Source organism: Variovorax sp. YR216, assembly GCF_900107745.1.
Classification (GTDB): Bacteria; Pseudomonadota; Gammaproteobacteria; order Burkholderiales; family Burkholderiaceae_C; genus Variovorax.
In genome coordinates this window covers 338,596-359,325 of sequence record NZ_FNRO01000002.1, presented here as the reverse complement: position 1 = coordinate 359,325, position 20,730 = coordinate 338,596, and the positions used below count along the sequence as shown (strand labels likewise).

The 20,730-nt window shown below is 65.4% G+C and carries 22 protein-coding genes; 9 read left to right on the top strand and 13 right to left on the bottom strand.

Going from position 1 to position 20,730, the window contains the following annotated elements; all coding sequences use genetic code 11:
• The first annotated feature begins 89 nt into the window (after positions 1-89).
• The gene (gene mddA, locus BLW05_RS06485; protein ID WP_093161214.1) at positions 90-866 is read left to right on the top strand and encodes a methanethiol S-methyltransferase; all 777 of its coding nucleotides are present in this window, start codon (positions 90-92) and stop codon (positions 864-866) included.
• Positions 867-870: 4 nt separating this feature from the next.
• Here mddA and BLW05_RS06480 read toward each other — a convergent pair whose 3' ends face one another.
• Positions 871-2,298: an aryl-sulfate sulfotransferase gene (locus BLW05_RS06480; protein ID WP_093161212.1), complete on the bottom strand. Its 1,428-nt coding sequence runs from the start codon at positions 2,296-2,298 to the stop codon at positions 871-873.
• Between the two features lie 294 nt (positions 2,299-2,592).
• Complete coding sequence (locus BLW05_RS06475) at positions 2,593-4,287, bottom strand: FAD-dependent oxidoreductase (RefSeq protein ID WP_093161211.1); 1,695 nt, start codon at positions 4,285-4,287, stop codon at positions 2,593-2,595.
• Positions 4,288-4,408: 121 nt separating this feature from the next.
• Between BLW05_RS06475 and BLW05_RS06470 the strand changes: the two genes are divergently transcribed.
• Positions 4,409-4,852, top strand: coding sequence for a MarR family winged helix-turn-helix transcriptional regulator (locus tag BLW05_RS06470; protein ID WP_256330072.1), 444 nt, complete (start codon positions 4,409-4,411; stop codon positions 4,850-4,852).
• Between the two features lie 22 nt (positions 4,853-4,874).
• Here BLW05_RS06470 and BLW05_RS06465 read toward each other — a convergent pair whose 3' ends face one another.
• Complete coding sequence (locus BLW05_RS06465; RefSeq protein WP_093161209.1) at positions 4,875-6,059, bottom strand: ABC transporter substrate-binding protein; 1,185 nt, start codon at positions 6,057-6,059, stop codon at positions 4,875-4,877.
• Positions 6,060-6,332: 273 nt separating this feature from the next.
• On the opposite strand from BLW05_RS06465, the gene BLW05_RS06460 reads away from it, so the two are divergent.
• The gene (locus BLW05_RS06460) at positions 6,333-6,590 is read left to right on the top strand and encodes a hypothetical protein (protein WP_143044781.1); all 258 of its coding nucleotides are present in this window, start codon (positions 6,333-6,335) and stop codon (positions 6,588-6,590) included.
• Between the two features lie 12 nt (positions 6,591-6,602).
• Here the strand turns inward: BLW05_RS06460 and BLW05_RS06455 are convergent, their stop codons facing one another.
• Complete coding sequence (locus BLW05_RS06455) at positions 6,603-7,319, bottom strand: MgtC/SapB family protein (RefSeq protein ID WP_093161206.1); 717 nt, start codon at positions 7,317-7,319, stop codon at positions 6,603-6,605.
• Between the two features lie 117 nt (positions 7,320-7,436).
• Here BLW05_RS06455 and BLW05_RS36375 point away from each other — a divergent pair, with 117 nt between their 5' ends.
• Positions 7,437-7,565, top strand: coding sequence for a hypothetical protein (locus BLW05_RS36375; RefSeq protein WP_256330071.1), 129 nt, complete (start codon positions 7,437-7,439; stop codon positions 7,563-7,565).
• Positions 7,566-7,773: 208 nt separating this feature from the next.
• On the opposite strand, the gene BLW05_RS06450 is transcribed toward BLW05_RS36375, so the two are convergent.
• From BLW05_RS06450 to BLW05_RS06440, 3 genes are read right to left on the bottom strand one after another with little or no spacing between them, the layout of a single operon-like run.
• A complete protein-coding gene (locus BLW05_RS06450) occupies positions 7,774-8,997 on the bottom strand; it encodes a beta-ketoacyl-[acyl-carrier-protein] synthase family protein (RefSeq protein ID WP_093161205.1) in 1,224 nt (407 codons plus the stop codon).
• A complete protein-coding gene (locus tag BLW05_RS06445; protein ID WP_093161203.1) occupies positions 8,994-9,254 on the bottom strand; it encodes an acyl carrier protein in 261 nt (86 codons plus the stop codon). The genes BLW05_RS06450 and BLW05_RS06445 overlap by 4 nt, the downstream gene beginning before the upstream one ends.
• Positions 9,255-9,293: 39 nt before the next feature.
• Entirely contained in the window at positions 9,294-10,136 is an 843-nt protein-coding gene (locus tag BLW05_RS06440; RefSeq protein ID WP_093161202.1) for an alpha/beta hydrolase, read from the bottom strand.
• Between the two features lie 540 nt (positions 10,137-10,676).
• Between BLW05_RS06440 and BLW05_RS06435 the strand changes: the two genes are divergently transcribed.
• From BLW05_RS06435 to BLW05_RS06425, 4 genes are all read left to right on the top strand, one after another.
• A complete protein-coding gene (locus tag BLW05_RS06435; protein WP_093161200.1) occupies positions 10,677-11,903 on the top strand; it encodes a DUF2252 domain-containing protein in 1,227 nt (408 codons plus the stop codon).
• A gap of 83 nt (positions 11,904-11,986) precedes the next feature.
• Positions 11,987-12,148, top strand: a complete 162-nt coding sequence (locus BLW05_RS35865) for a hypothetical protein (RefSeq protein ID WP_177142575.1) — start codon at positions 11,987-11,989, stop codon at positions 12,146-12,148.
• Between the two features lie 173 nt (positions 12,149-12,321).
• Positions 12,322-12,582 carry an acyl carrier protein gene (locus BLW05_RS06430; protein ID WP_093162091.1) on the top strand — a complete coding sequence of 87 codons (261 nt, stop codon included), beginning with the start codon at positions 12,322-12,324 and terminating at the stop codon, positions 12,580-12,582.
• A gap of 46 nt (positions 12,583-12,628) precedes the next feature.
• The gene (locus tag BLW05_RS06425) at positions 12,629-13,615 is read left to right on the top strand and encodes a GNAT family N-acetyltransferase (protein WP_093161199.1); all 987 of its coding nucleotides are present in this window, start codon (positions 12,629-12,631) and stop codon (positions 13,613-13,615) included.
• Positions 13,616-13,627: 12 nt separating this feature from the next.
• Here BLW05_RS06425 and BLW05_RS35310 read toward each other — a convergent pair whose 3' ends face one another.
• From BLW05_RS35310 to BLW05_RS06410, 4 genes are all read right to left on the bottom strand, one after another.
• Positions 13,628-13,864 carry a hypothetical protein gene (locus BLW05_RS35310; RefSeq protein WP_143044780.1) on the bottom strand — a complete coding sequence of 79 codons (237 nt, stop codon included), beginning with the start codon at positions 13,862-13,864 and terminating at the stop codon, positions 13,628-13,630.
• Positions 13,865-13,953: 89 nt separating this feature from the next.
• Complete coding sequence (locus BLW05_RS06420; RefSeq protein ID WP_143044779.1) at positions 13,954-14,712, bottom strand: hypothetical protein; 759 nt, start codon at positions 14,710-14,712, stop codon at positions 13,954-13,956.
• Positions 14,713-14,775: 63 nt separating this feature from the next.
• A complete protein-coding gene (locus BLW05_RS06415; protein ID WP_093161196.1) occupies positions 14,776-16,077 on the bottom strand; it encodes a deoxyribonuclease II family protein in 1,302 nt (433 codons plus the stop codon).
• Positions 16,078-16,147: 70 nt separating this feature from the next.
• Positions 16,148-16,678 (bottom strand): hypothetical protein, encoded by a 531-nt coding sequence (locus BLW05_RS06410; RefSeq protein ID WP_218135150.1) that lies wholly within the window; start codon positions 16,676-16,678, stop codon positions 16,148-16,150.
• A 328-nt stretch (positions 16,679-17,006) separates the two neighbouring features.
• Here BLW05_RS06410 and BLW05_RS06405 point away from each other — a divergent pair, with 328 nt between their 5' ends.
• Positions 17,007-17,507: a hypothetical protein gene (locus BLW05_RS06405; protein ID WP_093161193.1), complete on the top strand. Its 501-nt coding sequence runs from the start codon at positions 17,007-17,009 to the stop codon at positions 17,505-17,507.
• A 3-nt stretch (positions 17,508-17,510) separates the two neighbouring features.
• Here the strand turns inward: BLW05_RS06405 and flgL are convergent, their stop codons facing one another.
• Together flgL and flgK are read right to left on the bottom strand one after the other, a co-directional pair.
• Entirely contained in the window at positions 17,511-18,722 is a 1,212-nt protein-coding gene (flgL, locus tag BLW05_RS06400) for a flagellar hook-associated protein FlgL (RefSeq protein ID WP_093161191.1), read from the bottom strand.
• 32 nt (positions 18,723-18,754) lie between these two features.
• Positions 18,755-20,719 (bottom strand): flagellar hook-associated protein FlgK, encoded by a 1,965-nt coding sequence (flgK, locus tag BLW05_RS06395; protein WP_093161190.1) that lies wholly within the window; start codon positions 20,717-20,719, stop codon positions 18,755-18,757.
• Between the last annotated feature and the right edge of the window lie 11 nt (positions 20,720-20,730).

Below are 20,730 nucleotides of genomic sequence, written 5' to 3'. Positions count from 1 at the left end.
TATAGCCGGGTGTGGCGCCGCTGCCCAGGGACGTTCAAGGGACGCCCGACTTCTAGGGTGACGCTTTCAGTTGCACCAAGGAGTTCACCGTGCGCGCCCTGTTGTCGTTTGTCTATGGCCTGCTCGCCTACCTGGCGAGCACGGCGACGCTGCTGTATTTCATCGGCTTCAGCGGCAATCTGTGGGTCCCCAGGTCGGTCGACGTCGGTCCCGGCGCGGGTTGGATGCAAGCCGTGGGCACCGATGTGGCACTGCTCGTTCTCTTCGGCGTCCAGCACAGCGTGATGGCGCGCAGAGGCTTCAAGCGCTGGTGGGCGCAGCTTGTCCCGGCGGTCATCGAGCGCAGCACCTTCGTCGTCGCCACCTGCGTCGTCCTGGTGTTGATGTTACGGCTCTGGCTACCGATCGACGCCCCCGTCGTGTGGCGCGTCGAGCACGAGTCCATCGCCGCGCTGCTGTGGGGCCTGTTCGGGCTCGGGTGGCTGGTGGCCCTCGTCAGCACGTTTCTTCTCAACCACTTCGAGCTGTTCGGGCTGCAGCAGGTCTTTGCGGGCTTGACCGGCCGCACTGCGCCACAGGGCGAATTCAGAACGCCGCTGTTCTACCGCTACGTGCGTCATCCCCTTTACGCGGGCTTTCTGCTGAGCTTCTGGTCCGTGCCGGTCATGACGCTCGGGCGACTGCTGTTCGCGCTCGGGTTCAGTGCCTACATCCTGATCGGCATCGCATTCGAAGAGCGCGACCTGCTCGTGCAGTTCGGCGAACGGCATCGCGCTTATCGCAGGCAGGTCGGCATGCTGATTCCGCGCGGCCGGGCCTTCAGGCAGGCGGCGCGCCAGGGTCGGCCGCCCGTGGCGAAAACCTGATGGGCTATTGGGTGAACTGCATCGATTCGAATGGGATCGGCTGGGCGTTCCAACTGGTGTTGCACCCCGACGCTGCGTACTGGAAGTCGAAGGCCACGTTCTGGCTCGCGTCGAGGCCGATCAGCCGCGCACGCGTGAAGTTGTCAGCCACCGCATAGCTGATCAGAACGGACGCGCCGGCCGGCGCCTCGTAAGCGCTCGAGCAAATGCTGGAGAAGATGCTCTGGCCATCGTCGAACCGACGGACTTCCGCCGCAGCCAGATGGCCCTCATCAGTCGAATAGGCCGAAACGGCACTGTAGTTTCTGCTTTCTCCCGTCGGAGCACCGGCGGGTTGATTGACGGAGCCCAATCCGTCGTTGAACACCTGCACCAGGCCGTCGTGCGTGATCGACACGGCATGCTGTCCGATGGGGTACAGGCCGCCGGCTGCGAGCGTGAGGCTCCTGGCGGCCAGCGAGGGGAACGTGTGCCAATATTTCGTCGGGTCGCCGAGGATCCAGATGAGATCGCCGCTGTCGTAGTCGATCTTCGCAATGAAGTTCTCGCGGCTGGAGACGATGACCGAATCGTCGCTCGGGTCGTAGGTCGCGGCGTTCAGGTGAAACCAGTCGGCGCCCGGCCGCACGAACGACGCCGGGTCATCGCCATGGCTTCGCATGTAGCGCGACAGGATGTCGCCCAGGTCCCATTGCGAGAGCACGCTGCCGTTGTGGGGGTCGAATTCGACGACCGTGCTCTCGTAGTTCGTCACACCATTGAGTGCAGTGTCGACGTCGGCCAGCAGGCCGACCTTGCCCGGATCGACGTTGTGGTTGAAGTCGGTGACGTCGACGGCGCCCAGCCCCGTCACGCTGGATGTTCCGTCCAGTTCCAGGCGCCGGACCTGGACTGGCGTGCTGTCGCCGATGACGAAATGGTTCTCGACGAACAGCGAAGAGAGGGACGGCAGCGCCGTTGGAACCACCCACCGGATCTGGCCGTCGGTATCGACGACCACCGGGCTGCCCAGGCCGGACTTCATGTAGAAGTAGTCGAACCCCAGCGAGTCGCCGGCTACGCGCGCCTTCATCGTGACCGGCCGGTCATAGATGCCGTTCGGATCGGTGTAGGCCGCGGTGTCGACTTCCACGCGCAATTGCTGCGTCAGCCTGCCAGCGGTTCGTACGTCGACGTCGACCTGGTTCGCATAGTTCGAATACAGACCGAAGACGGGCACCGTGATGGTGCTGCTGCTCGCGACGACATAGCCCCGCCGCTGCAAGTAGGCGGCTGCATAGCTGACGTCGACGGGTCTCGAGACGGTCCCCGGCTTGGGCTCGATGCTGTAGTGCACCGAAGTCGTGGCGCCTGTTCCCGGGAAATGCAGGTCCACGAACGCGATGAACGGCGACGCGCCGGCGCGCACGGCGGTCACGGTAGGGGGTGACATGTCGCTCAGGATCGCGGCGGCCGTGCTGCTCGCACCTCCGCCCCCACCGCCACCGCCGCCGCAGCCGCAGAGGACGAGTCCGGCTGCAGCACATGAAATGAGGCTTGGTCGGCACACGGCTACCCTGCGAGCACGATGGGACACGATGCACCCCCGCTTCTTGTTGGCGCGCCAGAACGCCCGCGATGATGCGCGCACATTTCTGAGCTGAGAATTAGCGCCGGCAGATTTCCCTCATGCCACTTGGGTGGGGAAGAGACGGTGGCAACCGGCGGAGCCCGCCGGCATCGCGCCTCAGTGAGCTTGGCGACCGGTGACGCGAGCCAGCACGCGCTCGGCGTCGTGCGCGTCGGCGCCGCGCCAGGCGACGATCTGGTCCGGACGGATCAAGGCGAGTGGCGCCTCGTAGAGCGCCCGAAGAGCCGGCTCGGGCAGGCGCACCACGCGCAGGTCGGTGCCCGAGGCGCGCGCGGCGGCTTCGAAGGGTCCGGTGGCGGGGGCATCGGGACCCAACGCGAGCAGCGTCCACTCCACATGGAACAGGTCGAACAACGAACGCCCATCGTCCAGCCAGGCGTGGGGCGGTCGGCCACCAGGGCTGGCCGTCGGGACGTAGTTGTTCGGCTCGTCCGGCGGCAGCGGTGCGCCGTCCGCGACGATGAGGGGCGAGCCGTCGTAGCGCACCCCAAAGGTCACGCCGGGGATGTTGAATTCGAGGCGGGCGTGCTCGTTGAGGTAGCGCGAAGCGGACGCACGCTCGGCCTCGCCGCGCAAGGAATCTTCGTCCAGTTCGGGCCTGGCCGCGAACAACCCCACGGAATCGGCGAAGCGGCGCGCGTAGCCGGTATTTCGCTCCGCCAGCGGTTTGCGCTCGGCCTCGTAGCTGTCCAGCAGCGCGAGCGGCGCCTTGCCGCGCACGACGCTGGCCAGCTTCCATCCAAGATTCACTGCATCCTCGACCGCGGTGTTGTAGCCGAGGCCGCCGGTGGGCGTGAACAAGTGGGCGGCGTCGCCGGCGATGAAGACGCGACCTCGCTGGAACCGCCGGGCCACCAGGGCATGCCCCGCCAGCCAGGTTCCCATCGACAGGATCTCGATCGGCACCTCGGCGCCGACGGCCTCGGCGAAGACCCGGCGCGCATCGGCCTCGGTCCAGCCGTCGGCATCCTCGCCGGCGCGCAGCGCGGCATGGAACGCGTATTCGGACTTGCCGTCCACCGAGGCCATGAAAGCGCGCCGCTCGTGATTGACCGCGACGTACATCCACGCCTTCGGATGGCGCAAGACCGACAGGAACCGCGGCGCCCGCAGGTAGACGGCAAACATCTTGCCGCCCATGAACTCGCGCTGGATGCCGGTCACGCCGCCCCACTCGATGCCCAGCCGCTGGCGCACGAAGCTGCGCGCGCCATCGGCGCCGACCAGGAACCGGGCCCGCACCTCCTGCGCTGCGCCACCCGCGCTGGTGCTGATGGTGGCAGTGACCGACGATCCGTTGTCGTCGAAGCGTTCGAGCCGCCAGCCGTAGCGCACGTCAATGCTCGGCCAGGCCTCTGCATGGCGGCGCAGGGTCTGCTCGACGAACTTCTGCGAGACGCGATGCGGCAGTTCGGCTGCGCTCCAGGAGCCGGTCATGGCCTTGACCTTGACGATCGCCTCGGCTGCGGTGGGCAGGCTGATGCGGGCGAGCTCGTGCCCGGCGTAGCGGGTGAAGTAGGCAATGTCCGTCGGGTGGTCCGACGGCAGCCCCTGCGCGCGAATCTCGTGCGCGAAGCCCAGCCGGCGGAAATGCTCCATGGTGCGCGCCTGCGTCGCGTTGGCCTGCGGGTTGAAGGCCGTGCCCGGCTTGGCATCGACCAACAGGCAGCGGATGCCGCGACGGCCCAGCTCGTTCGCGAGCATCAGGCCGCACGGACCGCCGCCGGCAATCAGCACGTCCGTCTCGAGCACGGAGGATTCAGTCAAGGTGGATCGGGCGCTGGCGGTCATGGGCCATCACGTCGGAGCGATGTGGAATTTATTTAGGTTACCAAACTATCTTGTTGGACGCCAGCGCCCACGGCAGGTATAAACACCGAACCACCCAGCCATGCCATGAAGGGAGCAAGTCTTGGATGAAAGTTGGCGCACCAGGAACGCCGGCAGGATCCTGAGCAACGCCTTGCGTCGCTTCGAGGACCGCGTGCTGGCGCTCATGGCGGACAGCGGCTACACGCAGACGCGCCGCTCGCACGTGAACTTCACGCGGCACCTGGACCTCGGTGGCACCCGCATCACCGAACTGGCGCGGCGAGCCGCCATGACCAGCGCCGCCATGACGGAACTCGTCGATCAATGCGCAGCGATGGGACTGGTCGAGCGCGTGGAGGACCCATCCGACAAGCGCGTGCGCATCGTGCGCTTCACGCCGTGGGGACGAAAGTGGCTCGCCGCATTCGGCCGGGCCGTGGCCATCGCGGAGTCGGAACTCGCCAGCGAAGTGGGCGTACGGAACCTGTCGGTCCTGCTGAACGCGATGCGCCGGTATGGACAAGGCCCCGAGCAGGACGCGTAGGCCCGGGTCCCTCCACCTTCATTCACTGCTTGGCTTTTCCCGGATCCTTCACGGCCTTCTGGACGTCGAACTCGACGTTGTACAGCTTGCCCCCGACGCGCTCGACCTTGCGGATGTAGACGTCCTGGACAATGTCGCGCGTCTGCGGATCGATCAGCACGGGACCTCGCGGGCTTTCGAACTGCTGCCCCTTCATCGCGTTGACCAGGGCTTCTCCGCCGGCCCCGTTCGTGGCCTTCAGGCCTTCCATGATGACGCGCATGCCGTCGTAGCCGCCGACCGCCATGAAGCTGGGCCGCATGCCCTTGTTGGCTTTCTCGATCCCCTCGACGAACTTCTTGTTCGCCGCGGAAGGATGCGCGGCGGAATAGTGGTGCGAGGTGATCGTCCCCAGCGCCACGTCGCCCATCTGCCCGAGCACGTCGTCATCCACGATGTCGCCGGTCCCGATCAGCTTGATCCCAGCCTTGTCCATGCCGCGTTCCGCGAACTGCTTCATGAAGATGGCCGCCGAGTCCCCGGCAGGAAGGAACAGGAAGATCGCATCCGGATTGGCGTCTCTCGCGCGCTGCAGGTACGGCGAGAAGTCGTTCGTGATCATGGGCATCCGCAAGGCCTCGACGATCTGGCCGCCTTTCGCGACGAACTGTTCCTTGAAGGTGGTTTCGGCATCGACGCCCGGGGCGAAATCCGACACCAGCGACACGACCTTCCTGATCTTGTTGTTGGCTGCCCAATCGGCCACCCCGCCGGTCACCTGCGGCAGCGTCATGCTGGTGCGCACGATGTAGGGAGACTTCTCGGTCACCGAGGACGTCGCCGCCTGCATGACGACCATCGGCGTCTTGCTCTGGGTGGCGATGGGCGCGGCGGCGAAGGCCTGCGGCGTCAGGCCGAAGCCGGCCAGAACAGCGACCTTGTCGTTCAGTACGAGTTCCTGCGCCAGTCTCTTGGTGGTCGCAGGCACGCCTGCGTCGTCCTTGATCACGATCTCCACCTTGCGGCCCGCGACGGTGTCGCCGTGCTCCGCCAGGTACAGCGATGCCCCGGCCTCGACCTGGCGGCCCATGTAGGCAAACGGCCCCGTCACCGGCAAGACCAGCCCGATCTTGATCGGATCCGCCGCAGCGGCCGGTCCGGATGCCACGACCGCCGCCGCCATGAGTGCGACCGCGAAGGCATGCGCCTTGAATTTCCTGGAGATCATGATGTCCTGTTCCTCGAATCGGCCGAATTCATTTAATTAGGCAACCAAGATAATCGGGGCAGCATCAGGCGTTACCCCGAGAACGGATGGCATGCGCCCGGCGACCGCACCGGACACAATCGCGCGTTCCCTCCAGGAGTGCCCCTCTGAGTCAATGACGTTCGGGCGTTCCCAAGTCATCTGTTCCGAGGATGTCAATCGCGCGGCAAATGCCTACGCTGTGTCCAACGCGAAGACGGCTCGGGGCGAAAGTTCGCCGAACCGGCGTTTCGCGTGAAGGAGCTCATCATGTGCCCTCGTGCATTTCGCCCCATCGTCTTTGCAGCCCTGGTGATCGTGATTTCCGCGTGTCACCCGCAGAGCGCGACCATCCAGTCGAGAACGTCGGACAGCGGTATGGCCGGACACTTGGTGCGGACGGAAGCGAACCCGATCGCGGGGGGCCCCGCCGCCTACTTCGGCGACCTGTTCTCGAGAGAGGAAGCGGCGCTCGCCTCCAAGCCTGCGGATGCGGACTCGCCCACCTTCTGAAATCTGCGCGCCTCAGTCCTCCGACCGCGCGCTCCAGAATGCCTGCAAGACGCCGGGCTCGGCTTCGAGCAGGGCCATGACCCGATCCAGTTCCGGCGCCTCGACGGCGGTTGCATAGAGCGTCGCTTCGATCTCGGCGTCGTTCTGTCCGAACGGGTGCTGGTCCACATCGCGGACCGGGTAGCTCGCCGCGTCGAGCAACCCGATCAGCTTCTCGTGGACCTCCGCCTGGCTTTCGCGATGGCAGATCACATAGACCACGTACGTGGCTTCGCTGAACTCTTCCTGCACGGGCGCACGGTTGATGCGATTGACCACGGGGCGCAGCAAGGTATTGCTGGCCAGCACGAACAGCGCCGTGAGCAACGCCTCGCCGATCAGTCCCAGGCCGGCGCATGCACCGACCGCGGCCGAACCCCAGAGCGTCGCGGCCGTATTCAGGCCTGTCACGTTCGCGCCTTCTTTCATGATCGCCCCCGCACCGAGGAAGCCGATGCCCGAGACGACATAGGCGACCACGCGAACCGCGCCGTCGTGGCCGCCCACGCGCGCGGCCATCGCCACGAAGGCCGCTGCGCCCACCGCCACCAGCGTGTTGGTGCGAAGGCCGGCCGTGCGCTGGCGGACCTGGCGCTCGAATCCGATCAGTCCGCCCAGGATGAAGGCCGTCGCGAGACTGATGAAGGTGCTGACGAGCGAAGTCAGATTCGTCTTGTCCAGAAATTCCATGGTTCTCGTTCTCCTGCGTTGCCGTTGCGCTTCACTGCCAGCCGAAGCGGCGAATGTAGAAGCGTTTCATGACCGAGGTGAGGCCGGCGTAGCCGGCCAGGATGGCAACCAAAAGGCGTGATCGAAGGCCGCAAGACCTTCAGCAACATGCTCAAGTACATCCGCATGACGGCCAGTTCCAATTTCGGCAACGTGTTCTCGGTGCTCGTGGCCAGCGCATTCCTGCCATTCCCCTGGTTGTGTTAGCGGAGCCGTTGGGCTCGACGAGGTTGCGACGCCTCCGGTGACGGAGTCCCGTCGGATGGCAGCGCGAGCGCTGCCGGAACGCAGCGAGCCGGTCGAGCGACCGGGGCGGCGAAGGGGCAAGCTGGGCGACGAACGGAATCGGCGCTGAGGGATCTCGCTGGTTCGGCGAGCTTTGTCGCTGATCGCCGCGTGGCCCGCAAGCGCGCGGTCAGCCCCCGCTACGCCCGGCGACCAACACGGCGTTGGTACCGCCGAATGCAAAAGAGTTCGACACAGCCCAGCGCAGGCCGGGCGCGCTGCGCGCCTCGCCACGCACGACATCGATCGAGAAAGCCGGATCGGGTTGGCGCAGATGTGCGGTCGGCGGCAGCCGGCGGTGCACCAGCGCTCTCAGGGTCGCGACGAGTTCGAGCGCGCCGCCGCCGCCCAGCAGGTGGCCGTGGATCGCCTTGGTCGCGCTGACCGGCGCGTCGTCGCCGAACACATCGTGGATCGACGCCGCCTCGGCCGCGTCACCCGCTGCGGTTGCGGTGCCGTGTGCATTGATGTGGCCGATATCGGCGGGCGAGAGCCCGGCGTCCGCCAGGGCGGCGCGCATCGCACGCGCCTGACCGGACGGGTCAGGATTGGTCATGTGGGTGCTGTCGCTGTTGGTGGCATAGCCGGCCAGCACGAGATCGACGCCGACGCCGCGCGCTTTCGCATGGGCCTCCGATTCGATCACCAGCGCCGCAGCGCCCTCCCCCATGGCGAAGCCGCTCCGGTCGGCCGAGAACGGCCGGCAGGCGCTGGCCGGATCGTCGGCCGGCGGGGTCGCCAGCACACGCATGGCATGCCAGCCCGCAAGCGTGCCCGGCGTGAGCATGGCCTCATGGCCGCCGACGATGGCGACGTCGATCCAGCCGGCACGGATCGCGCGCATCGCCTCGCCAATGGCAACGGCCGACGACGCACACGCGCACGCATAGGTCAGCGACGCACCGCGTGCGCGAAAACGCAGGCTGAGCTCTGCCGCCGCGGCATTCGGCATGGCGCTCAACACAGCCGTGGGACGAACCCTGCGACGCTCGACGTAGAGCGTTCGCGCGCTGTCGTCGTAGGTGGCAATGCCGGCCATGCCGCTGCCCCAGTAGATGCCGAGACGCTCATCCGCCGGCGGCGTCTCTGCCAGTCCGGCCTGCGCATAGGCATCGCGCGCTGCCGCCAGCGCCATGGCCGTCCCGCGGTCGAGCGGCAGACGCGAGACGCTGCGCTCCGAGTCGTCGAACGCGCAAGGCGCGAGGGGCAACGACATCGGCTCGAGCCCCTCCATCTCGAGGGTCCGCGCGACGACGGCGGAACGACCCGCGAACAGGGCCTCGTCGAATGCAGCCAGCGTGTGGCCGAGGGGCGAAACCAACCCCACGCCGCTGACGCAGACCAGCGAACTCAAGTCGCCATCGCCTGGGGCGGCGCCTGTTCGATCACCTCGCACATACGCCGCAGCGTGATGCCGGCTTCGCGCGGGTCAAGCTTGTCTTCGGGAATGCGCAGATGGAATGCATCCTCGACGGCAAACACGAACTCCATCAAGGCAAGCGAATCGAGACCGAGCTCGACCAGCGGCCGATCGGGCTGGATGTCGGCGCGGGCGACCTGGAAGTCGTTCTCGAGGATGGTGGAAATGGTTTCGAAAGTGGGTGAACTCATGGCGGAATCTCCGGACGGCGGGCCTTCGCCTCGACGTCTTCAAGCAACGCGGTGCGAGACCGCAGCGGCAAACTCGAGCGTTTCGCGCAGCACCTGCTGGCGATCGTTGTCGATGGTGATCATGTGATAGCTGTTGTCCACCACCACGGTCTGCAGCGCGCATCCGCGCAGCCCCTGTCGCAGCAGATCCAGGTTGGCGACACTCGCCACCTCATCCTCCTTCGCGTGAATGGCAAGCACCCGGGGACAGGTGACCTGGTTCAGTCTGCCGCGCACATGCCGAATCAGGCGGTCGTGTTCTCGCAGGTGCGAGATGCCGATGACCGCGGCGCCCGCGCGCGAGACCTTGCGCTGGCGCAGCTCACGCTCGATCCAGTGGCGCACGCGCTCGTTCTTGACACCATAGGGCGCGCGTTCCCGATAGCGCCAGAAGCGTCCGAGCGGGGTGTACAGGGCCAGCGGCAGGAGCTTGTGGCGGCGCGGGATGGCCCAGCCGTCGAAGCGCAGCGTGGTGGACATCAGGACCAGCGCATCGATGCGCGCGCCGCAGCGCATCGCGGCGGCAAGGGCCAGCGCAGAGCCGGCCGATATGCCGATGAGCATGACTCGGTCGTGCTTCGCGCGCAGACCATCGACGCAGCTCTCGACCGCATCGACCCACTGACGCCAGGATGTGGCGTGCCGCGACGGTGCCGAGGGCTCGAAAGAATAGCCATCGACGGTCAGCGCGTGCACGGAATAGCCTGCGCCGCGCAGGCCGACAGCGATCGACAACAGCTCATCGGGCGTGCTGCACAGGCCGTGCAGCAACACCACGGCGGTCCGACGTGAAACGGAAGGGTCGACACGAAGAACGTCGACAGGAGAAAGACGCGCGGTCACGGGAAGACTCTCAACTCAACCGAAGATGCATTGCGCTCAGCATTCGCGTCCTGTCCGGAGTCAGGCGCAGATCAGGTGCGATCTGTTCGATGACGTCGCAACACACCCTGCGACCGCGTTCAATAGCTGGCTAGGACGGATCATCCGGGCAATCTACTTCGAGCGACTGAACACGGACTGAACTCGAACGGACCTCTGTCCCACCGAGATGTTCGCACCGGTGCGTGAGGCCTCGCCATGCCCGGCGGCAACGCGACGCCGTGCGTATCAGTGATTCAGGAGCGTATTGATTGAATGCACTCCGGCGATGATCGCCACGGCCAGCACGGCAGAGGCCGCGTGCCGGAGCATCACGCCTGTTGACGGCGGGCGCGCATTCTTGATGATCTTCAGACGTCTGCTTCTCTGTGACATGCGTGGCATGGAAGGCACTGTGCAGCAACGAGGCTGAGTGTTCCCTGACGAATTGCGCACGGCCCTTTGCCATTTCGCGTATCGTCTTGCCGAAAGTGATCGATGCCTCGGAAGAGGAGGTGCGTGATGGATGTCGTACGTGAAATCCGATCCTTCAATCAGGGCCGTGATCCGGACCGCCTGGCGCTCAAGTACCGCAGCATGCGCACCAGCCCGTTCGTGTTTCTCCGCGGGACCTGCCATCTCTTCTACGACCGCCTTGCGCGCATCGGCGCGCCGCGCTCGGCGCCGCTGACCTGGGTGTGCGGCGACCTGCACCTGGAGAACTTCGGCAGCTACAAGGGCGACAACCGCCTCGTCTACTTCGACATCAACGACTTCGACGAGGCCGCGCTCGCACCCGCGAGCTGGGACTTGATCCGGTTCCTGACCAGTCTTTGGGTCGGCGCCGAGAGCATCTCCGTGGGAACCCGCGAGGTGCGCAGGCTCTGCGAGATCTTCATCGACAGCTATGCGTCGGCGCTCTGCAACGGCAAGGCCTACTGGGTGGAACGCGACACGGCCCAGGGCCTGGTTCGCGTGCTGCTCGACGGGTTGCGAGAACGGCAGCGCTCGCAATTTCTCGCCAGCCGCACCGACATGAAAGGACGCCGGCGCGTGTTGCGAGCGGATGGCAAGAAGGCGCTGGCAGCCTCCGACCAGCAGCGGGCGATGGCCGTCAAGGTCATCCATGAATTTGCCGCGGCGCAGCCGAACCCGAAGTTCTACGAGGTGCTGGACGTGGCGCGGCGCATCGCCGGCACGGGCAGTCTGGGCGTCGACCGCTACGCGATCCTGGTCGAGGGCAAAGGCTCGCCTGACGGCAACTACGTGCTGGACCTGAAGCAGGCCATGCCATCGTCGCTGGTGCCGCACCTGAAGAAAGTCGAACAACCCAAGTGGAAGTCGGAAGCGCATCGGGTCGTGACACTCCAGCGCCGCGTGCAGGCGGTTTCCATGGCCTTCCTGCAGCCCGTGGTCGTGGGCCAGTCGCCGTACGTCCTGCGCGCCCTGCAACCGGCCGAGGACCGCGTGGCACTGGGCGGCAAGTCGGCGCAAAGCGCCAGTGATCTCGAGGGTGTGATCACCGTGATGGCGAAGCTGGTGGCGTGGGCGCAATTGCGAAGCGGCGGGCGCGAAGGCTCGGACATCGCCGATGAGCTGATCGACTTCGGGCAGCGCAGCAAATGGAAGACACGGGTGCTCGATGCCTCGATCGAGGCCGCGAAGCAGGTGCAGCAGGACTGGTCGACCTACGCTGCCGCATACGACGCCGGGGCCTATTCCTCCTCCGATCGGCCCAGTGGTGCCTGAGCCATGCCGCACGATCAGATTGAGGACAAAGGTGTGCGTTTTCTCCTTGGATAGGAATAACAAGCTTCAGCACAATGACCCGCATGGCAGATCGATCGACCGACACCCAGAGCTTCAGCGGCTTCGTTGCCCTGAATCGCGCGGACCTCACGCACGAGCCGGTGAGAAGAGGCTGGCCTTCGGTTGCGAAGATCGTCATTGCAGCGGTCGTCCTCGCAGTGGCAGTGTTTCTTCTCATCCGATAGGTCTGTCGCCTGGTACATCAAGGCGATGGGCGCACTGCGGCATTCGATCGAGTGCATCGCGAGCCTTCTGCACATCGGCGGGTGCACACGAAAACGCAGGTCTCTGCGCGAGGTCAGTCCATGTTCAGATGCTCGAAGTAGATTCCCGCGATGCGCTGTCTCAGCCTTCCGCCATGACTTCCGTCACCTTCCAGACCATTTCCATCATTCTCGAGAACGACTTCCAGGTCGCCCGCGCCGAGATCCGGCCCGATCGGCCTCTGGTCGAGCTCGGCCTCGATTCGCTGGCTTTGATGGAGTTCGTGTTTGCCGTCGAGGACGCGTTCCGCCTGCGCATTCCCGAAGACAAGCTGGACCCGCGCGAAGCCGGCATCACGCTCGCGCGGATGTGCGAGGTGATCGAGCAGGTGCCGCAGCAGGCGATGCCGACTTGAGATTGCTCCCCCGCGCCAGCGGTGCATTGGCGTTGCACCGCTCGCGATGATCCTGGTCGAACGCGTCGAGAACGTCCCTCTGGACTTTCTCATCGACAGTCCGGAAGGCGGCGCCTTCTACCGCGCGTACGCCCGGGCACGCGTGCCGGGCTTCGAACTCGGCTGCCTCATCGTCAAGCGAGAAGGCCAGGCGGTGGCAACCGCGCCCTTCTTCACGATGAAGCTGCCACTCAACACGATGATGCCGCCGGGGTTGCTCAAGAAGCTGCTGGGCGGCCTCGCCTTGAGGATCGCCCTCGTCGGGCATCCTTCCGCCGACATCGGGCACATCGAAGGCGAACAATCAGCCGAAGTTCTCGAAGCGATCAACTCGGAACTGCGCAAGCTCGCGCCGCTGGTGTCCTACAAGGGTTTCGACGGCAACCTGGCCCTGAAGAACTTCAACAAGGTCGTCGGCCTGCCGGTGCCCGTGCTCGAGGTTTCCCCCGACTACTGGGCGCGGCTCAAACACAAGGTCCGAACCGACCTGAAGCGCAAGCTGAAGGCTTCGGCCGGACTCCGGCTGGCCGAGGTCGACGGCCTGCCGCCCGAGCATCTGCTGCGGGTGCATGAGCTCTATCGCCAGACCTGCGACAACGCCCCCATCCAGTTCGAGCAATTGAATGTCGAGTACTTCCGGGAAAGCGCATCGTCTAGCAAGTACCTCTTCTATTTCGAGGGCGACACGATGATCGGCTTCCACCAGTTGATGTGCAGCGAGGAGATCATGTACTGCAAGTACATCGGCATGGACTACGGCAAGAGCCAGCACTACAAGCTGTACTTTGCGCTCATGCTCCAGGCGGTCAACATCTGCATTCGGGACGGCATCCGGAAGATCGACTTCGGCGTCACCAGTTACGCCTTCAAGCGTCACGTCGGCAGCGAGATGCATCCGACCTTCAACTACTTTCAGCACCGCAGCGCGTTCGTGAATGCGATCCTGAAGCGGCTCTCGTTCCTGCTGGAGCCGAGCGATTCCGAGCTTCGGTGACTGCACCGCGCGTCACCGCACCTGATACCAGAGGGTCAGCGTGAAGGTGTTCTGGGTGCGCGACAAGGTCACCGGGCTCTGGGCGGCATCACCGATCAGGCGGGCCACCAGCCACTGCCCGGAGAGCTTCCAGCGCGGGTCGGCCCATGGACATCTGAAGCGTGATGGAGCGTCCGGAATCCGGACCAGCCTTGCAGGTCCAGTTTCGGCCGCCCTGCCAGCCACCGCCTTTGCAGTCGACCGCTTCACGGGGAACCGTTCTGATGTCCGCGCTGATTTCAACAGGCGACTTATGGCCCGCTGCCCGCAGGCTGTGGCAGTCCGGCAAGACGAGCCGGCTATTGGCGCGGCACCGCCTTATTGGCCAGATATCCCGCATGGCTGATGCCCAGGAGCGCAATGGTGCTGTCGTTCATCAAAGGGAACTGAGTGATCCCGTCAGGTTGCGCGTGCACGAAGGTCCGCCAGAGAGCCGCCACGTAGGTCATCGCGATCACCAGCGTGAAGAAGAACATCTGCAGCTTTGCCAAGTCCAGGTGCGCGCCGTTGCTGGTTTCATCGCCGGTGAGCATGTCCGACCAGCGCGCGGACTCCGGTGCGGTGTTGGCGAGAACCTGGCCGACGGGATGCGTGTCCTCGTATTGCTCGCCGTTCTTCTGAAGGAGCGCCTTCGTCGCGTCCAAGGCCGCTTGAGAAGGTGCCTTCCTGGCTTTGTCGCCAAGCAGCAGAGGCGTGCCGATCAGGGATGTCGTGCTCATGCCCATCAACCACCACAGGTGACTCGGCACCTGGATGGACAGCGGTTCATCCACGCCGGTGAAGACGTTGTACATCGCCGCCGTCAGGAAGGCCGACAACACGATCACCGTCCAGATGGCCATCTGGAATCTGGCCAGGCTGATGACGTTGCGCTGGTCGATCAGGAGCCCTCGCCAGAATCCCGTCACGGCGCGGCCCGTGACGGCGGCGAACACCAGGAGCAGAACGGCGACCGCGAACCACCCCCAGAGCGGCTGGCGGTGGCTCATGCTCCACCAGCTTGCCGCGGGCATCAGGGCGATGCCCAACACCGCCGGCCATCCGAGATTGCGCGACATGATCGTGCGGCGCCTCTCAGGCTCGGTTGGCATGTTCATGTGAACCCCCTCGTGAGACCGGATTCATGGATGGGCTCCGTCGACAGGCGCGCTGCTGCCGTCGATCAGCCGGGAGACGCTGTCCGCAAGGATGGCGTCTTCGACGACGTAGAACAGGCCGCCGCGTCCGTTCTGGCTGCGCCCGCAGTTATCCGACGACAGCACCCCCTGCTGATTCATGTCACCGAAGATGACGAAGCGATGGTCGCCTCCTGTCGAGACGCCGATCTTTGCATGATTGAAATCAGGGCCCGGCCCACCCTTGAGTCCGAACGCCACACCGCTCCAGCTGCCGGAGGTAGCGATCTGAACGGCCCCGGGCGTGGACAGACTCGAATCCCAGCATTCGACGGTCGTGGCCGCCTGCGTCGAATCGATGGCGGGGTTCGTCCACCAGGTGGCGACGCGCAGCGGCACGCGGCCAAGCTCGGCGGAGACGAGTTGCCACGGCGGCACGTGGAGTGCCGACGGCTTCGACAGGAGCCCCACCCCGGAGGACAGTTGCACCCGGACCACCTTCGTTTCCCGCGATTTCCTGCCCAGCTGGTTGACCCGATCGACGATCTCGGACGGGCCGCCGCTATGAACGAGGCGGGGATCCTGGAGGTTCGTGACCACGCTTGCATTGGCCAGCGCGTCGAGCACCTGAGACACGTCTTGCCGGGTCAACCGCACGGCAAAGAAGTGCTGGCTGACGAGCACGTTGTTGGTCTGCGTGCTGCAACCCAAGGTATTCCCGCCCGGACCACGCGGGAAATCGGAGCTTCCCGATCCCGGCCAGGACGGCGTCGTCACCTGGAGGACGAGGCCTTCGCCTGCTTCGTTCCACGCCAGCATGCCCTTGGAGTGACCCCACGGCGCACCGCAGGAGTCCCCACAGCCGGAGATATCCGGATCTTGATAGAACTGGTCGTTCCACACGACGTAGAAGAAACCGCCGCGATAGAGCTCCCCGAAAGTCGCGCCCACCGGATCCGTGTCCGTATCCCCCACACAGCCATCCCCCTGTTTGAGCAGAGAGTTGTCGCTGCTGGCATAGACGAATTGCTGGCTGAACTTTTGCGTCGTGGGTGTCCCGCCGAAGGGGCATGTCGGCCGGCTGGCGGCGCCGCACGCCGGAAAGGACTTGGCGTTGAACTTGAAGACGAACCACCAGTCCACCGGCTTGCCGTCCTGCAGCAGCGGCCGCGGCGTCCCGCCGGCGCCACTCGCAGAGGCCGTGCCGTCGTCGCAGTAGGTCGCCTGGGCCGCGAGCAGCAGCAACGCGAAGACCGAGTGGGATGCGAGCGCCGCCAGCCGATGGAGGCCATGTCCTGTCATCCACATGCTTCCCCTCCTTCTTGTGACCTGGTGTGCGGCCAGCCTCGTCCTCGGGGCCGGGCTCAAGACAACGGCTTCAGAAGCTGCACTTCGGCGAGGGCTTGAGACCCTCGGCCGTCGTCGTGAGCGTGGCCACGCCACCGGATGGCGTCACCACCCAGATGGAATCGAAATCGTCCTTCCGCCAGGACGGCGGGTTCTTCACCCCCAGGGCCTTGGCCAGCGGCGGGATTTGCGTGTGCTCCCAAACCATGAGCACGAGTCCGGTTTGCTGGAGCACGTCCTGGGCGGCGCCGGTGACGTCCTCCTCGGCGTACTTGCTGTTGACCGTCAGGTCCTGCTGTATCGCGAAGGGCGTGACCGTCTGGAACATGCGGGCATGCCTGGTGGACGCCTTCGTCTCGAGCTTCGGGACGTAGGCCAGCCCGGGCCGTCCGAACTTCTTCATGAGCACCGCGGGCAGGGCCAGCGCGCGGTTTTCGCCCTGGCAGGACAGGTTGTCGCCTGTCTGCGGCTTCTCGCCGTGCCGGACGATCAGGATTCTCAGATCCTCGGCCGCCGCCTCGCAGGTGAATGCGGAAAGCAGGACCGCAAACAGCACGGCCAAGGCTTCAGCGACTCTGCAGCCCAGCGAGCGCGAGCTGATCCGAGACCGGTTCATCGCGGATCCTGCAACCAGGGCAGGAGCTTCATCAGATCGGCGGCCATTCTCGACCTCCTGTCTTCCTTGCGGATGCTCGCAATTGCGAGAGCCCTGCGCGCAATCGTAGGGTCGCGGTGGCGAATCGTTGCCCTCAAGAAAGGGGACGCATGGAGCCAGGGCCGGTCGCCTAATGGGGGGTTTGTCGGTGGCGCGTGCCGGTTCTTCGAGCCTTGCAGAATCCCGCCTGGACTTTTTTCATCGGAGGTTCAGTATTGGCGCCTGTGGAGGTCTCATGCGATCGCTTGCATCGATTGCCGCTGCGTTCACCATCGGGCTTGCGGGATGCGCCGCAGTCCCGACGACGCAGACCGCGGACACCCGGGCGGGCATCGTGGTGAATATCCCTCTTGCGGGGAGCCGCATCAACGCAGGCAAGAACGCCTGGGCCCATCTTGTCGCACGCGGAGAGCAAACCGCCGTGTCGGTCACGGCAGCCGGCGTTCCGCCCTTCGTCAGCCGGCCCGTCCATCTCTACACCTACATCTACGAGGGTGCCTGCGGCGCCCTGTCAAGCCGTCCCGCTCATTCGCTCAACGAGACCGTGTTGGCCCGTTCGAAGGGTTCCGCAGACCAGATCGGACCGCCCTACACCATCCAGAACACCGCCATGGTCCGTCTGGCCGTGCTGGAAGCAACGCCGCATGCGCTCCTCATCAGGAGCGCACCAGCCGACGGCAATCTGGACCTCTTCTGCGGCGACATCGCAGTCTCCGCAGCAAGCAGCCCGCAGTAGTCGTCAGAGATAGTTGAACAGCGCGATCGAGTTCAGCTTCGCGAAAGTCATCTGCGTGGCCTGCAGCGAGGTCTGCCGCTGGTAGAACTCGGAGATGGCAGCCGTCGGGTCCAGGTCCTGGATGTCCGACAGGTAGCTCTTGTCGAGCAGGTCGCGCGATGCGCCGCTGGAGTTGAGCGAATCGAGCTCGGACATGCGTGAACCCACCGACGAAAGGATGGTCAGCACGTTGTCGTGCGCATTCGTGACCTTGACGTTGGCGGTGCTCAGCGCGTTCTGCAGGCTCGCCTGCGCCGCGGCGCCACCGCCGGTCAGCGGAGTCTTGAGCGCGGTGACCAGCGCGCTGATCGACGCGAAGATGTCGGTGCCGGCATTCTTGGCCGTGGTGACGTTGAAGCTGTCGCCATCGGCCGGCGTGCCGGTGATGCTGATCTGCAGGCCGCCGAAGCTGATCGCCGAGCCTTCGGTGTAGGCGCCTGCGGCAGCGACGACGGGCGGCGTGTCGTTGGTGGTGACGGTGTAGTTGCCGCCGAGGAAGCTGATCTGGAAGTCCTTGCCGTAATTGGGGTCGGTCGCATCCTTGATGCCGACGCTGCTGAACACGCCGCTGCCGGTATTGGCCGCCGCCTCGGAGGTGACGTAGCCCGCCCCGCCCTGCACCGACTGGAAGACGGTGCGACCGTCGTCGCCGGTCGACATCTGGCGCGCCACGTCCACCTGCATCAGACGCTGGCCCTGGTCGCCGATGTACTGCACGCCGCCCCCGGCCTGTTGCACGAAGGGCGCACTGGCGCTCTTGTAGCCGGCGAAGAGGAACTGGCCGTTGCCGTCGTCGGAGTTGGCCAGGCCGACGAGCTGGTCGAGGTTGCTCTGGATGGTGGTCGCGAGCGCGCCGCGATCGGCGTCCGACAGCGTGCCGTTGCCGGCCTGCACGGTGAGCATCTTGATGTTCTGCAGGATGCTGGTCACGCTGTCGAGCGCGGTTTCCTCGCGCGACAGGGAAAGGTTCGCGCGGTCGCGGCTGGTCGCGTACTGCGCCGATTCAGCCAGCGATTCGCCGACGCCCAGGGCGCGGGCGGCGCCCACCGGATCGTCACCGGCGGTGAGGAACTTGGTCCCCGCCGACAGTTGCTGCTGGACACGGAAGAGGTTCTGCTGCTGCAGACCCATGGCTTTGACGTTCTGCTCGTAGAAAGAACTGGTGCTGATGCGCATCACGGCTCCTTGAATCTGTGGGTCGATATCGATCAGGCGCTGATGGCGAGGATCGCGTCGAAGATCGTCGATGCGGTCTGGATCACCTTGGCATTGGCCTGGTACATCTGCTGGTACATCAGCAGGTTGGCGGTTTCCTCGTCCTGGTTGACGCCGGAGATGGATTGCTGCGCCGCCTTGATCTGGCTGGTCACGCTGTCCTGCGTGGTGCTGGCGGTGCTGATCTCCATCGACTTGTTGCCGACCTCGCTCACGAGCTGCGAGTACGCGCCGTTGAAGGTGGTGGTGCCATTGCCGACCAGCGCCTGGCGCTGCAGTGCGCCCATCAACAGGGCATTGCTGCCGTCCGACACGCCCGCAGAGTTCTTGTTGACGGTGAAGGTGTCGCCTTGCGACGGGGCTCCGCTCATCGTGAAGGCGATGCCGTCGAAGCTGATGCTCGCGCCCGCGGTGTAGGGCACCGGGGTGCCGGCCGCGTAGGTGGTGGAGGTGCCGTTGGACAGCGTGACGGTGACGGCCGAGGTCGCGGGGAAGCCCGAGAGTTCGTTCGTCGTGGCGTCGTAGCTCAGCGTGACGTTGGCGGCCAGCGGCGATGCAAGGTAGTTGCTGTCGACGGTCGCGGCAGTGATCGCGCCCGAGCCCTGGTTGCCGGCCGTGGTGCCCGTGATGATCGGCGAGGCGGCGGCGACCTTGGCCGGGTCCTTGATGACCACGTCCATGTCGCGCGCGCCGTAGCGGGTCGGCTGCACCAGGAAGCTGTCACCGTCCTGCGCGGTACCGCTGGCGGCGCTGAGGCTCACGCCGTCGAAGTTGATCGGGAAGCTGGTGTAGGTGCCGACGGCCTGGTTGTCGGAGCTGCGCGTCACGATGTAGTTCAGCGTGCCTGACACGTCCTTGACCTGCACCGTGTAGTCGCTGGTGGTGAGCTGGCCGGCGTCCGCGATGGTGCCGGTGACCACGAGGTTGCCATTGTTCTTGGCATTCGAGAACACCCCGGGTGCGGCGGTGGTGAAGAAGTCCTGGCCGAGCACGCCGTTGAGATCGACACCGAGGTTCTGCTGGTCGTTGACTGCACTCGCGAGCGCCATCGACAGGCGGCCGATCGCGTTCTGGGTGGGAATGAGCGATTCGTTGCGGAAGCTCAGGATGCCGCCGAGCGAGCCGCCGGTGATGGACTTGTCGCTCAGTTCCTGCACGTTGCCTGCAATGCCTACGAGCGCGAGGGCCTTGCGCGTGGGGTCGGCGGCCGAGTTCACCGCCTTCATCGTCGCAGCCTGGTCGCCGACGACCAGCGATTGGCCGGTGCCGATGAAGACGTTGTACTTGCCGTTGTCCTGCTCCAGCACCTTCACGTCGACGATCTGGCCCAGTTCGCTGACGAGCTGGTCGCGCTGGTCGAGCAGGTCGTTCGGCGGCTGGCCGCCCGCGACGGCGGCCATCATGCCGATCTGCTGGTTGAGGCTCGCGATCTTGCTGGAATAGGTGTTGATCTGGTCGACGCTGCCGACGATCTGGTCGTTGATCGACGTGTTCGTGTCCGACAGATACTGGTCCGTCGAGCGGAACTTGTTCGCCAGCGACTGCGCCGAGCTGATGAGCTGCTGCCGCGCGGCCGAGTCGGCCGGCGTGTTCGCGACGCCTTGCACCGCGGTGAAGAAGCTCTGCATCAGCGGGCTGAGGCCGGCGGTCTTGTCCGCGAGCAGCGAGTCGATGCGATTGATCTGCGTGCTGTAGGCGCTGAGCGCGGCCGAATCGGATTGCGCGCCCGCAAGCTGGGCAGTGAGGTAGGCGTCGTAGCTGCGCGTGACGGTGGTGACGCGCGCGCCGCTGCCGATGTAGCCGGAGCCGGTGGCCAGCGCGGCGTTGGTCGAGACCTGGGCGACCTGGCGGCTGTAGCCCGCGGTGTAGACGTTGGCAGTGTTGTGGGCCGTGGTCATCAACGCGGTGCGGGCCACGCTGAGGCCGCTCAGACCCGTGTAAAACAAGCTTCCTGACATGTTCTTTTGAC

Coding starts and splice junctions, on each gene's coding strand:
- BLW05_RS35865 (WP_177142575.1), top strand. CDS start 11,987: ATGGCAGATCGATCGACCGACACCCAGAGCTTCAGCGGCTTCGTTGCC.
- BLW05_RS06480 (WP_093161212.1), bottom strand. CDS start 2,298: ATGTCACCCCCTACCGTGACCGCCGTGCGCGCCGGCGCGTCGCCGTTC.
- BLW05_RS06465 (WP_093161209.1), bottom strand. CDS start 6,059: ATGATCTCCAGGAAATTCAAGGCGCATGCCTTCGCGGTCGCACTCATG.
- flgL (WP_093161191.1), bottom strand. CDS start 18,722: ATGCGCATCAGCACCAGTTCTTTCTACGAGCAGAACGTCAAAGCCATG.
- BLW05_RS06415 (WP_093161196.1), bottom strand. CDS start 16,077: ATGTGGATGACAGGACATGGCCTCCATCGGCTGGCGGCGCTCGCATCC.
- BLW05_RS06455 (WP_093161206.1), bottom strand. CDS start 7,319: ATGGAATTTCTGGACAAGACGAATCTGACTTCGCTCGTCAGCACCTTC.
- BLW05_RS06445 (WP_093161203.1), bottom strand. CDS start 9,254: ATGAGTTCACCCACTTTCGAAACCATTTCCACCATCCTCGAGAACGAC.
- BLW05_RS06420 (WP_143044779.1), bottom strand. CDS start 14,712: ATGTCGCGCAATCTCGGATGGCCGGCGGTGTTGGGCATCGCCCTGATG.
- BLW05_RS06430 (WP_093162091.1), top strand. CDS start 12,322: ATGACTTCCGTCACCTTCCAGACCATTTCCATCATTCTCGAGAACGAC.
- BLW05_RS06405 (WP_093161193.1), top strand. CDS start 17,007: ATGCGATCGCTTGCATCGATTGCCGCTGCGTTCACCATCGGGCTTGCG.
- BLW05_RS06475 (WP_093161211.1), bottom strand. CDS start 4,287: ATGACCGCCAGCGCCCGATCCACCTTGACTGAATCCTCCGTGCTCGAG.
- flgK (WP_093161190.1), bottom strand. CDS start 20,719: ATGTCAGGAAGCTTGTTTTACACGGGTCTGAGCGGCCTCAGCGTGGCC.
- BLW05_RS06435 (WP_093161200.1), top strand. CDS start 10,677: ATGGATGTCGTACGTGAAATCCGATCCTTCAATCAGGGCCGTGATCCG.
- BLW05_RS06425 (WP_093161199.1), top strand. CDS start 12,629: ATGATCCTGGTCGAACGCGTCGAGAACGTCCCTCTGGACTTTCTCATC.